Source organism: Sodalis sp. RH22 (assembly GCF_047324165.1).
Classification (GTDB): Bacteria; Pseudomonadota; Gammaproteobacteria; order Enterobacterales; family Enterobacteriaceae; genus Acerihabitans.
In genome coordinates, this window is the sequence record NZ_CP178731.1 from 3247363 (window position 1) to 3261777 (window position 14415).

At 57.6% G+C, this 14415-nt stretch carries 12 protein-coding genes; 5 read left to right on the plus strand and 7 right to left on the minus strand.

Annotation, left to right across the window (positions count from 1 at the left end):
- Window positions 1-21 precede the first annotated feature (21 nt).
- Entirely contained in the window at window positions 22-822 is an 801-nt protein-coding gene (locus ACL2XN_RS14820) for an SDR family NAD(P)-dependent oxidoreductase (RefSeq protein WP_413728955.1), read from the minus strand.
- 155 nt (window positions 823-977) lie between these two features.
- Between ACL2XN_RS14820 and ACL2XN_RS14825 the strand changes: the two genes are divergently transcribed.
- Genes ACL2XN_RS14825 through ACL2XN_RS14835 form a run of 3 tightly spaced genes read left to right on the plus strand, consistent with a single transcriptional unit; the run spans window position 978 to window position 4232 of the window.
- The gene (locus tag ACL2XN_RS14825; RefSeq protein WP_410012361.1) at window positions 978-1829 is read left to right on the plus strand and encodes a DeoR/GlpR family DNA-binding transcription regulator; all 852 of its coding nucleotides are present in this window, start codon (window positions 978-980) and stop codon (window positions 1827-1829) included.
- Between the two features lie 49 nt (window positions 1830-1878).
- Window positions 1879-2679 (plus strand): BtpA/SgcQ family protein, encoded by an 801-nt coding sequence (locus ACL2XN_RS14830; protein WP_410012362.1) that lies wholly within the window; start codon window positions 1879-1881, stop codon window positions 2677-2679.
- 38 nt (window positions 2680-2717) lie between these two features.
- Window positions 2718-4232: an FGGY-family carbohydrate kinase gene (locus ACL2XN_RS14835; protein ID WP_410012363.1), complete on the plus strand. Its 1515-nt coding sequence runs from the start codon at window positions 2718-2720 to the stop codon at window positions 4230-4232.
- Window positions 4233-4348: 116 nt separating this feature from the next.
- On the opposite strand, the gene ACL2XN_RS14840 is transcribed toward ACL2XN_RS14835, so the two are convergent.
- The 5 genes from ACL2XN_RS14840 to dalD form a co-directional block, all read right to left on the minus strand.
- Window positions 4349-5287 carry an ABC transporter permease gene (locus ACL2XN_RS14840; RefSeq protein WP_410016644.1) on the minus strand — a complete coding sequence of 313 codons (939 nt, stop codon included), beginning with the start codon at window positions 5285-5287 and terminating at the stop codon, window positions 4349-4351.
- Between the two features lie 55 nt (window positions 5288-5342).
- On the minus strand, window positions 5343-6842 hold the full coding sequence (locus ACL2XN_RS14845; RefSeq protein WP_410012364.1) for a sugar ABC transporter ATP-binding protein: 1500 nt from the start codon (window positions 6840-6842) through the stop codon (window positions 5343-5345).
- A 47-nt stretch (window positions 6843-6889) separates the two neighbouring features.
- Complete coding sequence (locus ACL2XN_RS14850; protein ID WP_331122048.1) at window positions 6890-7849, minus strand: substrate-binding domain-containing protein; 960 nt, start codon at window positions 7847-7849, stop codon at window positions 6890-6892.
- Window positions 7850-7967: 118 nt separating this feature from the next.
- A complete protein-coding gene (xylB, locus tag ACL2XN_RS14855; protein ID WP_413721994.1) occupies window positions 7968-9437 on the minus strand; it encodes a xylulokinase in 1470 nt (489 codons plus the stop codon).
- A gap of 31 nt (window positions 9438-9468) precedes the next feature.
- A complete protein-coding gene (dalD, locus tag ACL2XN_RS14860; protein WP_410012366.1) occupies window positions 9469-10869 on the minus strand; it encodes a D-arabinitol 4-dehydrogenase in 1401 nt (466 codons plus the stop codon).
- A gap of 186 nt (window positions 10870-11055) precedes the next feature.
- On the opposite strand from dalD, the gene ACL2XN_RS14865 reads away from it, so the two are divergent.
- Window positions 11056-12012, plus strand: coding sequence for a sugar-binding transcriptional regulator (locus tag ACL2XN_RS14865; protein WP_410012367.1), 957 nt, complete (start codon window positions 11056-11058; stop codon window positions 12010-12012).
- Between the two features lies 1 nt (window position 12013).
- On the opposite strand, the gene ACL2XN_RS14870 is transcribed toward ACL2XN_RS14865, so the two are convergent.
- Window positions 12014-13390, minus strand: a complete 1377-nt coding sequence (locus tag ACL2XN_RS14870; RefSeq protein WP_413728956.1) for a hypothetical protein — start codon at window positions 13388-13390, stop codon at window positions 12014-12016.
- Window positions 13391-13614: 224 nt separating this feature from the next.
- Here ACL2XN_RS14870 and ACL2XN_RS14875 point away from each other — a divergent pair, with 224 nt between their 5' ends.
- Window positions 13615-14379 carry an IclR family transcriptional regulator gene (locus ACL2XN_RS14875; RefSeq protein WP_410012369.1) on the plus strand — a complete coding sequence of 255 codons (765 nt, stop codon included), beginning with the start codon at window positions 13615-13617 and terminating at the stop codon, window positions 14377-14379.
- The last annotated feature ends 36 nt before the right edge of the window (window positions 14380-14415 follow it).

The window sequence follows — 14415 nt, forward strand, 5'->3', positions numbered from 1 at the left end:
TGTTTCTTTTTGTTGTATTTATCAGCCGGTATAAACGCCACCGGTGACATTAACACCCTGACCGGTCATAAAGCGGGCGGCGTCCGAGCACAAAAACGCCACCACATCGGCGACATCATCGGGGGTTTCCAGACGTCCCAACGGCGTCTGCGCGATATAATCGGCGATGACCCGTTCCGGCTCGACGGAACGCAGCTCCGCTTCCCATTCCACCTCTCGCGACTGCATCCCCGTTTTAACAAATCCGGGGCACACGGCATTCACCCTAATGCCATGTACCGCCAGTTCACGGGCCAGCGCCTGGGTCCAGCCCAGTACCGCGAATTTACTGGCGGAGTAGTGCGCCAGAAGCGGCGCGCCAACTTTCGCCGCCAGGGAAGCGGTATTGACTATCACCCCCCGGCCCTGGCCGACAAACTGGCGGGCGGCGATCTGATTGGTCAGAAACACCCCGCGCGCATTGACGTCAAAATTAAAATCCCATTCGTCATCGGTGAGTTTTAACGCATGCTGCATCGTAGAAACCCCGGCGTTGGCCGCTAAAATCTCAAAACCGCCAAAAACCTCATTTACCCGGGCAAACCCGGCGGTGACCGATGCGCGGGAGCATACGTCAAGATGAAAACCAAACGTCTCGCCGCCTAATTCCTCGGCGGTGCGTTTCGCCTTTACCTCATCGATATCACCAATGGCGACGCGCACACCCTGCGCGGCCAGCGCGGCGGCGATGGCCCGGCCGATACCGGTGGCGCCGCCCGTGACTACCGCGGCCTTTCCGGCCAGATCGTGATACTGATAGGGACTGGCAATATCATAGCTCATGTTGCTGCTCCTCTAAGTTATCCACTATTATCTACAACAAAATATCGAACAAATCAAAACATAAATATGTTTGATAAAAAAATAATTCTCCGTATTATGTGAATTATTGTTTGATGACAGACAAACCCAAACATTAAGCTGCAATGGATGTCGGAATGAACACCAATAAAGAACAGTTTTCGGCCTATGACGCGAAACCGGAACGCCCCAGGCTTCTGGCACAAGACCGCCATTTACATATCATCGAGACCTTGGCGCAGCAGGGATCCGTTTCGGTTACCGGCATCGCCGCCGAATTGGACGTTTCAGATATGACCATCAGACGCGATCTCCTCGAGCTGGAGTCGGAAGGGAAACTGGTGCGGATCCACGGCGGGGCGGTGCTGCCGGACCACATTACGCCGGTGGCGATAGATCGCGAAGAGCCCAGTTTTGACGCCCGCCTGGTAAAGCATTGCGAGGCAAAGGCCCGCATTGCGGCGATGGCGGCGGATATCGCCTGCGGTTACCGCACCGTGGCGCTGGATGTCGGCACCACCACCTATTTGGTGGCGGAAAGACTACTGGAGCGCCAGCGGATGAAAATTTTCACCAACAGCGTGCGCATTGCCCACCGTATGAGCAGCGGGGCGCCGGATATTTATCTCGCGGGCGGGCATATGCGCGGCGATGAAATGGCCATGGGCGGCCCGGCCGCCATCGCCCAGTTTGAACAGCTGTGGTTTGATGTCGCCTTTATCGGTGTTTCCGGCATTACCGCCGACGGCATTTATGACTACTCCTTTGAGGATGTGGACCTGAAACGGCTTTACCTAAACCGATCGGGTTATACCGTGGTGCTGTGCGATTCATCCAAATTCCAACGCATGTCGCTGGTGAACATCGCCCCGCTGGAGGGTGTGGACATGCTGATTACCGAGAGCTCGCCGCCACCGGCAATTGCCCTGGCGCTCGAGGCAGCCAGGATTAAGGTGGTCATCGCTCCGCCTTTGTCGGCAGGCTGCTGATATGTGGCCCGGGGATACCGGTCCCCGATAACATCGTCTGGAGTGTCCTATGATTTTTGATTTTTTTGGTAATAAAGCCAAAGCGGTTATAGCCATGGCGCATATCGGCGCGCTGCCGGGGTCCCCGCTCTACGATGCCGGCGGCGGCATTGATAAACTGATCGCCGATGTGCTGGCCGATGTGGAAAAGCTACAGGCGGGCGGCGTGGACGCCATCATGTTCGGCAACGAAAATGATCGGCCTTATGTGTTTAACGCGGCATTGGAAGGCGTCGCCGCCATGTCGGCGGTGGTGCAGGCCATTAAACCGGCGCTTAGGGTACCCTTCGGCGTCAACTACCTGTGGGATCCGAATGCCAGCGTCGCTATCGGCGCCGTCACCGGCGCCAGTTTTGTGCGGGAAATTTTTACCGGCGTGTTCGCCTCCGACATGGGCATTTGGCAGCCCGACTGCGCCACCGCATCCCGGTTGCGCCATAATCTGGGCCGGGACGATATGAAACTGCTGTTCAATATCAACGCCGAATTCGCCCATTCCCTGGACTGCCGGCCGATTGAGCTGCGCGCGCGCAGCGCGGTATTCTCCTCTCTGGCCGACGCCATTCTGGTCTCCGGCCAGATAACCGGCGAGGCGGCGGATAAATCCCATCTGCGTAAAGTCTGCGAAGCAGTTTCCGACGTGCCGGTATTCGCCAACACCGGCACCACCATCGATAACGTGCGCGACGTGTTAAGCATGGCCAGCGGCGTGGTTATTGGCACGCATTTCAAGGTGGACGGCTATACCTGGAACGCGGTGGACGGTGATCGGGTCAAGCGCTTTATGGATGTGGTGGAAAGCCTGCGTTAATGAACTGACATCGCGACGGCGGCCTGACGGGAGGGCGCATGAACTGCTTACTGGGTATTGATATAGGCACCACGTCCACCATCGGCATGCTGATCCGGCTCCCGGATGACGTATTGGGCTTGGTTTCCCGTCCGGTGCGGCTCTCCTCGCCGCAGCCGGGATGGGCCGAGGAGGATCCTGAACAATGGTGGCGCAACGTCGGCGAAATTTGCCGCGAGCTGCTGGAGAGTAGCGGCATAACCAACACCGATATCGCCTGCATCGGCATCACCGGCATGTTACCGGCCGTGGTGCTACTGGATGGAGAGGATCGGCTATTGCGCCCCAGCATCCAGCAAAGCGACGGCCGTTGCGGTAGGGAAGTGGCCGAACTTCGCGCCGAACAGGATGAGCAGGCGTTTATCCGCCGTAGCGGCAACGGCATCAACCAGCAGTTGGTCGCCGCCAAGATCCGCTGGATCGAACGCCATGAACCCGCGATCTATCAAAGGATCGCCACGGTATTCGGCGCCTATGACTTCATCAACTGGCGGCTGACCGGCGAAAAGGCCATCGAGCAGAACTGGGCGCTGGAAGCGGGTTTTATCGATATCGCCTCCCATAGGCTTGACGACGAACAGATTGCCCTGGCCCATCTGCCAAGATTGGCGGTGCCGCGCCTGGTACGATCCCATGACATCCTGGGCAGGGTATCGCCGGCGGCGACTAAGTTCACCGGCCTGGCGGCGGGCACGCCGGTTATCGGCGGCGCGGCGGATTTTATTGCCTCCGCGCTGGGCGCAGGCGTCACCCGGGAGGGCGACGTGTTGCTGAAATTCGGCGGGTCGGTGGATATATTGACCGCCACCGCCACGGTCAATCCGGATGCGCGCCTTTTTCTTGATTATCATCTGGTGCCGGGTATGTATATGCCGAACGGCTGTATGTCCACCGGCGGCTCGGGACTAAACTGGTTTGCGGAAAATTTTGCCGGCCAGCACCGGCCGGCGGCGGCGCAGGCCGGCCTTTCACTGCATCAATATATCGATAGCCTGGCGCAACAGAAACCGCCGGGGGCCGGCGGGGTGATATGCCTGCCCTATTTCCTGGGCGAAAAGACGCCGCTGCACGATCCGGCGGCGCGCGGCGTATTGTTCGGCCTGACGCTGTCCCACGACGCAGGTCATATCTGGCGCGCGTTATTGGAAGCCTACGCCTTTGCCATCAGGCACCATATCGACACGCTACATGATATCGGGTATCCCACCCGTCGTTATATCGTTTCCGACGGCGGTTCCGGCAGCCGGTTGTGGATGCAAATTGTCGCCGACGTGCTCGGTGAGCCGTTGCAGCGCCTGGAGGGACATCCCGGCTCTTGCCTGGGCGCCGCCTGGACCGCCGCCATTGGAGCGGGTCTAAGCGACGACTGGAACGGCGCCAGCCGGTTTGTGCGTTTCGGCGAGGTCATCCGGCCCAGTGCCGCGACACGGGATTTTTACCACCAACTGTACCCGCGTTTTCGCCAGCTTTATCAGCAGTGCCGCCCCTTGACCGACGCTGCGCAGACGCGTTAATTTTAGGCGAAAACGGGCGTATGCACACTCGTTGCATACGCCCGCACCCAGCGCTGGTTTGCCCACCAAAACCACATGCCCCGATCGGTTTGGCCGCTCTTCCCGCCGAAGTGGCTTTACGCCCGCGCCCGGGATTTAAAGCTTTCCAGCATCACCGCGATGATAATGATGGCGCCTTTGACCACCTGTTGGTTATAGCCGGAGATATTCATTAAATTCATCAGATTGGAGATGATACTGAGAATCAGCACGCCGATAATGGTATTGACCACCGTGCCGCGGCCACCCGCCAGGCTGGCGCCGCCCACCACCACCGCCGCGATCACATCCAGCTCGAAGCCGATGGACATCACCGGCGATCCGACGCCGGTACGGGTGGAGGCCAGCACGCCCGCCAGGCCGCAGGCCAGTCCGCTTAGGGCATAGACGGCAAACTTATACCAGTCGACCCGCACACCGGCGAAACGGGTGGCCGTTTCGTTGGACCCGATGGAAATCACCAACCGGCCGAACACGGTGTACTGATAGACAAAATGGGCAATGATGGCAAATGCGATAAAGACATAGACCGGCAGGGGCAGTCCCAATAAATAGCCGGTGCCGAAATTCACATAAGACACATCGTCGATGAAAATCGGCTGCCCCTTGGCGGCAATCAGCGCCAGGCCGCGCGCAATGGTCATCATGGCGAGCGTGGCGATAAAGGGGGCGATATTAAAAAAAGTCACCAGGCAGCCGGCGGCGGCCCCCACCAGCGTGGCGATGCCCGCGCCCGCCACGATGGCCGGCATCACGCCGATTTCCGGGATCAGCAGCGCGACGGCCACCGACACCAGGGCCATGATCGACCCCACCGATAAATCAATGCCGCCGGTGAGGATAACAAACAGCATGCCGATGGCCGCCAGGCCCAGCGGCACGCTTTGCCTTAGCACATTGGTAATATTTTCCGGGCTATAGAAGCGATCGGATAAAAAATTGGCCACAATCAACATCACGAAAAATACCAGTAACGTGGAGTTGTTGGCGAAAAATTTCAGCACTTTGGCTCGCATGGCAAAGCCCGTCGTTTTAGTGGGATTGTTTACCGTTTCCATAATTTTTCCTCATCTACACTAAAGCACGTTTAGGTATGGCGAATCTCATGATGTTTTCCTCGGTAATCTGGGAGCCCTGCAACTCTTTGGTTATCGATCCCTCGCTCATCACATACACCCGGTGGGAGAGGGAGATAACCTCGATCATTTCCGACGAGATAACGATAATGGCGTAGCCTTTCTCGGCCAGTTCATGGATGACGTTGTAAATTTCCACCTTGGCGCCGACGTCGACGCCGCGCGTGGGCTCATCCAGGATCAGCAGATCGCATTCCGTGGCCAGCCATTTGGCGATAACCACCTTTTGCTGATTGCCGCCGCTCAGGCTGGATATGGGGTCCTCGACGGAGCCCAGCTTAATCGCCAGCCGTTGCCGCGACTGTTCGCTGAACGCCCGCTCACTGCGATAATTAATAATGCCAAACCTATAACAAACGCGTTTCAGACTGGATAACGTCATATTTTCCCGAATAGGACGGGTTAAAATCGCGCCCTGCTCTTTGCGGCTTTCCGGCACCAGGCCGATGCCCTGGCGCATGGCGTCGGCCGGGTGGCGAATGGTGATGTCCTTGCCGTTTTTAACAATCCGGCCCTTGGTCATGCGGTCCAGGCCGAACAGGCAGCGGGAAATTTCCGTGCGCCCGGATCCGACCAATCCCGCCAGCCCGACGATTTCCCCTTTCCTGGCGGTCAGGCTGATATCCTTTAACAGCGATTTGGTGGACATGCCGTACACCTCCAGCACCGTTTCGTCCTGGGGAATATTTTTGGTCGGATACAGGTTTTCAAATTTACGCCCCACCATGCTGGAAATAATGTCGTCTTCCGTGCAGGTCTTGGGGTCCAGATCGGTCACCGTCTCGCCATCCTTGATAACCGTAATGGCGTCGGCGATGGCGAATATTTCATCCAGGCGATGGGAGATATACAAAATGGTGACCCCCTGCCCTTTCAGTAATTTCAGCTGGCTGAATAAAATATCGATTTCCCGGTTCGATAATACCGCCGAGGGTTCATCAAGAATCAATATCTTGACGTCCCGGGCCAGCGATTTGGCAATTTCCACCATCTGCTGGTAGGCGACGCTCAGCGTGCCCAGGCGCGCGGTGGGCGGTATATGGAAACCCAGGTTGGATAATACCCGGCCGGCTTTCTGGTTCATTTTTTTCCAGTTCACCAGTTGGCCACCGAACCCCAGGTCGCCGAGGAAAATATTTTCCGCCACGGTCAGATCCGGCGCCAGCGCCAGTTCCTGGTAGATAATGCCGATATTATTTTCCCGGCTTTGTTTTGGCGTGGTGAAATGCACCTCTTTACCGTTGATATAGATGGTGCCGCTATCCTTGATATAGATACCGGAGAGGATTTTCATCAGCGTCGATTTACCCGCGCCGTTTTCACCGACGATGGCGTGGATGCTTCCTTTCTTCACCTTCAAATCAATACTCTTTAGCGCATGGACTCCGCCAAAGCTTTTTTTAACCTTTTCGATAACGACTGCATACTGGTCCATGAACATACCTCATATCAGCCCCCCTTGTGGCAAGGGGGGGGAAGACGTTAGAAAAGCGATTTAGCATCGTAGACTTGTTTCACGTTATCTTTGGTAATGAGCACGGTGGGGGTGTAAACATAATCCGGGAAGTCTTTATTGCCCGCCTGGTATTTGGCGATAACATCCAGCACGGTATTGGTCAGCGTATTGGGGTTATTGGCCGCCGTCGCCTGCAGGTCGCCGCGTTCAATGGCTTCCAGGCCTTTTTTATAGCCGTCGTGGGCAAATACTTTTACGTCCTGGAGTTTATTGGCGCCTTTTAGCGACAAAATGGCGCCCAGGGCCATATCGTCCATTTCGCTGTAGACGCAGTTGATCTTATTGCCCTGGGCGACAATGATGTCTTCCATGGCTTTCAGGCCGCCCTGTTGATCCCAGTTGCCCCAGCCCTGGCTGACGATGGTCAGGTTGGTTTGGTTATATTTACGCAGTTGCGCTTCCATCACGCCGCGAATAAAATTGGTGCGCCTGGCTTCACCCACCAGGTTGCCCTGGTTGCCGCTGATAATGACGCAGTTCATCGGCTTATTGCCAAACTGATCGACCGCGAATTCGCCAATGGCGATATTGTTCTTGGCGTTATTGGCCTGCACGCGGGTGATCACCGGCGCATCCAGTGAAATATCGCTGTCGAGGATAACGGTAGGAATACCCGCGCGTTTAGCGATTTGCGTAATACGCATGCCGGCTTCGGGATCCTGCGGATTGAGCACCAGATAATTAATGCCTTGGGAAATCATATCCTCGACATCGGAGATCTGCTTGTTCAAATCCCCGCGCGCATCGGTGGTGATCAAATCATAGCCCCGTTCCTTGGCATGGATTTTCATATACTCTGTCAGGCCGTTGAAAAAGGCACCATTGAGGGTTCGGTTGGCAAAACCGACTTTGATTTTATCTTCGGCATGGGCCGATATCGCCACCGAGGCCACGGCCAGCAACAGACCCGCTAATACTTTTTTCATCGATATCCTTCCTTCTGTTTGTTTACGTTAGGGTAGAGGTAACGTCTTTATTGTTCTGTTCAGCGTGCGTGAATGGGGGTGGCCCGCCGGATACGGCGCCCGATCCGGCGGGCCGGGATCATAGCGCCAGTTTCCTGGCGTCCACCTGCTGGCGATAGAACAGCCGGTAGAGCGCCAATCGGTGTTGCAGCTGTTCGGTGCGGTCGGTCCCGGCGGTGAAACGGGTATGGATTGCCGGTTTGCGGCACACGTCCGCCTCGTTGCCGCCCGCCGCCAGCCAGCCCAGCCTGGCCGCGCCAAGCGCGCCGCCGGCCGCGCCGTCGCGATGGGTTACCACCGGGACGGCCACCACGTCGGCTATCAGCTGCGCCCACCACGGGCTGCGGGCGCCGCCGCCGATCAGCGAAAATTGTTCGATATGGCTGCCGGCCTGTTTCATGACCGCCAGGCCATCGTCGAGACCGAACGCCACGCCTTCCAGCACCGCGTAGCCCAGCGACGCGCGCTCCGTGGAATGCGTCAAGCCATGGAACGACCCGCTGGCGACGGGATCGTTATGCGGGGTACGCTCGCCGGAAAGATAAGGCAGGAATATCGGCGCCCGCCGCTGTTCCTCAAGACTCAGCGCGGCCACCTCCGCCAGCAGGGTGGGTTCGTCGGTATGCAGAATCTGGCATAACCACCGCAGCGCGCTGGCGGCGGTGAGCATGACGCTCATCTGATGCCAGCGGCCCGGCAGGGCATGGCAAAACGCATGCACCGCCGACTGCGGGTTGGGGCGGAAACATTCGTTAACGGCAAAGATCACCCCGGAGGTGCCGAGTGAGATAAACGCATCGCCGGTATTCACCGCGCCGATGCCCACGGCGCTGGCCGCATTGTCGCCGCCGCCGCCGGCTATCACCACCGATGGCGGCAGACCCCATTCCCGGGCGACATCCGCCTTCAGGGTGGCGGACGGCGCGGAGCCTTCCACCAGCGCCGGCATATGATCCCGGGTCAGGCCGCAGGCGCCGAGCAAGGAATCCGACCAGTCGCGTTTCGCCACATCCAGCCACAGCGTGCCCGCCGCGTCGGACATATCCGACACTTTTTCACCGCTCATCATCAGGCGCAGGTAATCTTTGGGTAACAGTACGGTCTTGACGCGGGCAAAGATCTCCGGCTCATGTTTCGCCACCCACAGCAGCTTAGGCGCGGTAAACCCCGGCATCGCCAGGTTACCGGCTATTTGATGCAGCTCCGGCGCCAGCCGGGTAAGCTGTTCGCACTCCTGCGCGCTGCGGGTGTCATTCCACAGAATGGCCGGGCGCAGCACGTTATCCCGGGCGTCGAGCAATACCGCGCCATGCATCTGGCCGGAAAGGCCGATGGCGCGAATCCCCGCCCAAAGATCGGTATGCCGCGCGCGCAGGCGGCCGACGGCGCGGTTGGTGGCCGCCCACCACTGCGCGGGATCCTGCTCGGACCACTGCGGATGCGGGCGCTGCACCGTCAGCGGTTCGCCTTCACTGGCGACCAGTTGTCCCTTGTCATCGATAATCACTACTTTGATTTCCGAGGTGCCTAAATCAAGACCGAGATACATATTCGCTCCCCTTCGTTATTGGCTGATGCGGTTACTGAGCGGCGACCTTCGGGGCCTTGGCCAGCGCCCAGGCGTCAAGCCGGGTGATGGTCTCGCGCAGTAATTTTTCAAAATCCTGGTCGGTGGCCAGCGGCCCGAACAGTTTAGCGTCGCGGGCAAAGAGCGCGACGGGGTCGGCCGCGCTGAACATGGCGTGGGTGGCCGCCGCGTCCAGGATGCCGTCCTGGTAGTCGTAAGGCAGTTCGCCGTCATGCCAGCGGCGCATGAAGATAAAAAACAGCGCCGGCAGCACGGCCGTGGCCTTGGGCGGCTGTCCCCGGCGGTAACATTCAATCAGGGTCGGGGTGATCATGCCCGGGATCTTGGAGAAGCCATCGGCGGCGACCCGTTGATTGGTGTCGCGGATATACGGATTGCTAAAGCGGTCCAGCACCACATCGCGGTATTGCGCCAGGTCCAGCGGGCTTGGCGTCAGCGAGGGGATCACGTCCTGAGTGACATAGTCGTAGGCCATGCGGCGGATATCCGCGGTGCCGGTACTTTCATGGATATAAGACTGGCCGATAAGCGTGCCCGCCCAGGCAATGCAGCTGTGGCTGGCGTTGAGGATGCGGATTTTCGCTTCTTCATAAGGCACCACGGAATCCACCATTTCGACGCCGACATTTTCCAGCGCCGGACGTCCGGCGATAAAATGGTCTTCCACCACCCATTGGATGAAAGACTCGCCCATCACCGGCGCGCGGTCGTCCATGCCCAGATTTTCCTTGACCCGGCCGGCAATATCAGCGGACGGACGGGGCGTGATGCGATCAACCATAGTGTTCGGCGTGGTAGTATTGGCCTGGAACCAGGCCAGCAGATCCTGCTCGCCGCGCAGGGTCAGGAATTCGGTCAGGCCGTCACGGAACCGTTCGCCGTTATGGCGCACATTGTCGCAGCTGAGCAGGGTGACGCCGCCGGTGTCCTGGCTGCGGCGGGTTTGCAGGATGCGCGCGATGGTGCCGTAAATCGTGCGCGCGCCGCCCTTCAGGTCGGCCTGCAGATCCGCGTTGGATTGGTCGAGTTTAAAATGGGTATCCAGGTAATAACCGCCTTCGGTCACGGTAAAGGAGATAACCCGGGTATCGGCGCTCGCGCCCTGCCCGACCAGCGCCGACAGTTGCTCGTCCCAGGGGATGATTTTGCGGATGGAGGTGATTTTTTCATAGCTGCGCTCCCCGGCGGGCGTCACGGTTTCCAGTGCATATTCCCCTTTCTGTGCCGCCAGGATATCCAGCAGTGGGTTGGCGTCGTCGCGGATATTACCCAGCGCAATCGACCAGCGTCCGTCGCCCTGCATCAGCAGACGGTGCAGATACCAGGCTTGGTGCGCGCGGTGGAAAGAACCGGCGCCGATGTGCATCCAGGTAAAGTGTTGTGAAGTGGTCATAATGTATAGTACCTCGCGAAAGGGAGATGAGCATAAGCTCACAAAATGAGTAATTGCCTAGATGGAGAGCTTAATCGAATAATAGCCCATCAAATGAGCTTTAGCTCACAGTTCGCACATGATCGATTTACGCCCTCCATAAATGATGGGTATAGTTCCACCACTGCTAAAAGCTGAGTATGATCAATGGGTAAAATCGACAGGAAATTGGATCAGGCCGCCCGGGCCGCCTGGATGTATTACGTGGCGGGCAAAACACAGCATGAAATCGCCGATGTGCTGGGGGTGTCGCGCCAGGCGGCGCAGCGCCTGGTGGCGCTGGCGTCGGAAAATGGCCTGGTCAGGGTGAATATCACCCATCCGGTGGCTGAATGCACGGCGCTTTCCCAACGGCTGGCCCGGTGTTTTGGCCTGTCGGTATGCCTGGTGGTGCCGTCGGGAGGCATGGATACCGGCAGTATTAACAGCATGATCGCGGTGGCCGGCGCGGAGGTGATGATGCAGTTTCTCGATCAGCCGCAGCCCAGGACCATCGCCGTCGGCTCCGGCCGGGCGCTGCGCGCCACCATTAACGAAATGGCGCCCATCGATCGCCCGCAGCATAGCTGCGTATCGCTTATCGGCGCCATCGCCTCCGACGGCTCCTGTACCCGTTACGATGTGCCGTTATGGATGGCGGAAAAAACCCAGGGTAAATATTTTATCCTGCCGGCGCCGCTGTTCGCCGATAACCTAACGGATAAAGAGCTGTGGTGTAATCACCGTATCTACCGCATGGTGACCGATAAGGCGGCGCAGGCGGATGTCACCTTTATCGGCATCGGCCAGATGAACTACCTTTGCCCGTTGCATAAGGATGGTTTTATCACCACCGACGAAGTCAACCGGCTGACGCAGGCGGGCGTAGTGGCGGAAATCGTCGGCCATTTTATCGGCGCAAACGGCCAGCGGGTGGCAAGCGAAATGGACGATCGCCTGACCAGCGTCGCTATCCAGACACGCCCCGAAAAACCGGTGATCGCCTTTGCCGGCGGCCGGGAAAAGTTCCAGGCTATCCAGGCGGTGCTCAGCGGCGGCTGGATTAACGGCCTGGTAACGGATGAGGATACCGCCGTAAAACTGCTGGCCGCCGCCGAGGCGTGATTCAGGCCGGATGCGGAATACGCAGTTCGAAATAATTACCTACCGCGCTTACCATCTTGCCGAAGGAAACGGTTTGCCAGGCGGTATGCAAGGCGTTGAGGGTCCCGCCGGGCCGCATATCCCGCGCATTACCCGCCGCGCGCAGCAGTTTGCCAAAGGATACGGTGCGCCGGGCGGTATCGGCCGCCTGGCCTATGCGGGTTATTTCCCCCCCGGTGTAAATATCGGCCACCTGCGTCACGCCGCCCAGGGTGCCCCCGGATATCGCCGCCAGCCATTCCGCGGGACCGGCCGCGGGTTCTTCCGATGTCCAGGGTAATAAATACCAGGATTTAGCGGTGTTGATATACTGATTTTGTATATTGCGAATCAAACCCAGCCCGAGGGGAGAAAAAATAAAATCATCGATTAAACGGCCAACTGACGCCCCGGTTTGGCTGCCAGACGCGGCGCCATCGGCAACTTTGCCAAGTTCGTGCTCCGCCAAATTACTGTACCATGCCAAACAGCCCGCCACGGCGGTGCCTACGGCCGCGCCCCATTGTTTAGCCACATTAGCCGTTCCACACATCATCGTATCCATTACGCCAACGGCTTTGCCAATGGGCGCCAACAAAACCTTGGTCAGTTCAGGTTTCCCGATTGTGGCGCAGCAATAACCGGCTATGCCGCCAACGTAGGCGGCGGTTTGCATTCCACGGGTGCTGGCATTGTGGCCAAACGCCGACATCAGAGCCACCGCGCCGCCGGTTTTGGCCTGGGTTTCGGCGGATTTATTTTTGACCACATGAACCGCAGCCTTGGCGAAAGCGCGGGATAAACCCTTGGCCGTTAAACTCACCAGCGCGCCAATGGCAAAACCTACCGCGACGACGATAAGCAAAGGTCCCCCCGCCACACCGACTAAGGTCGCCACGGCGGAGAATAGCGCGGCAGCGGTCATGGCTACGCCCACCACTCTGATGGCCTTGTTAATATTTTTAGCCGTAAATAACGACTTAATGAACATCTTAATGCGCTGGCTTGCCGTGGTTTCGGCGTTAGCGGGTATGGCCTTTATAGCGGTGGTCTTGTGTGCGGCGCCGGGGGCTACCGCCATGGAAGAACCCGCCGCGGCGCGCGCTGCCGCAACACCCAGATTGATAGGCTGAACCGGCAAAGGAAGGAATCCAGACGCACGATGGCCGTTTGGTGCTAACGGGCTTCCCGCCGGCCGGTTACTGACTTTGATGATATGTTGCGGCACGCCCGGCTGTTCATACGCTCCTTCGCTGCGATCATCTAACCGCAGCGCGCCCGACATTCTGTTCACGCCTGTGTTGAACGCATTATTATCCTCGGGACGGTAAAAAGAGTTGTTAGTGATGTTTGTCGTCATAACGAATTCTCCCCTGATTTACCGCCACAAGGTAGCGACCGTCTGCCAAAAAAACTTTCAAATTTAGATGATTTTGAAATTATTTTTTTAAAATCCGTGTTCGCGATCGCATAAGACGATAAACGGACGCGTCGCGCGGCGGATGGGGTTAAATTGATTTTCCCGACCGGACGTAGTACCGTCAAGCCCATAACATGTATCATTCTTTTCCCAAGCGGTCAGCCATGCCAATCATCCAATCCGTTGAACGAGCCCTGCATATTCTGGACCTGTTCGATGAACACGACACCGAACTAAAAATCACCGAAATCAGCAATAAAATGGGCCTGCACAAAAGCACCCTGCACTCCTTGCTTAAAACCCTGCAGGTGCAGGGTTATATCGATCAAAATCATGAAAACGGCAAATACCGTCTGGGCATGAAATTGGTCGAACGGGGAAACCTGGTGGTCAATTCCATTGATATCCGGCAAAAAGCCAGAAGTTTCCTGCTTGAATTATCGATTAAAACCGGCCAGACCACGCATTTGGGTATTCTTGACGGTAAAGAAGGCGTGTATATCGATAAAGTGGAAGGGAAGATGGCGGTAATTTCTTATTCCCGCATCGGGCGCAGGCTGCCGGTGCATGCCACAGCCATCGGCAAAGTGCTGTTATCCTTTCTTAAACCGGCGGATATCCAGGCGTTGCTGGAGAATTACGACTATACCCGGCAAACGCCGCAATCCATTACCGATGAAGGCCGGTTTTTAGCGGAACTGGCCGAGGTGCGCAGCCGGGGATATGCCCTCGATAACCAGGAAAATGAACAGGGGGTAAGATGTATTTCCGTGCCGATATGGAATGTTGAACGCAAGGTTATCGCCGCCATCAGTATCTCGACCTTAATTTCCCGCGTCAGCGATAACGAATTCGATGACTATATCCAATTATTAAAACAGGCCGGGCAGGAATTATCACAGCAATTAGGATATACGGCCGGGAACTGACGGCGACAAGGGTTACCGCGCTCCCGGCATCAAGAT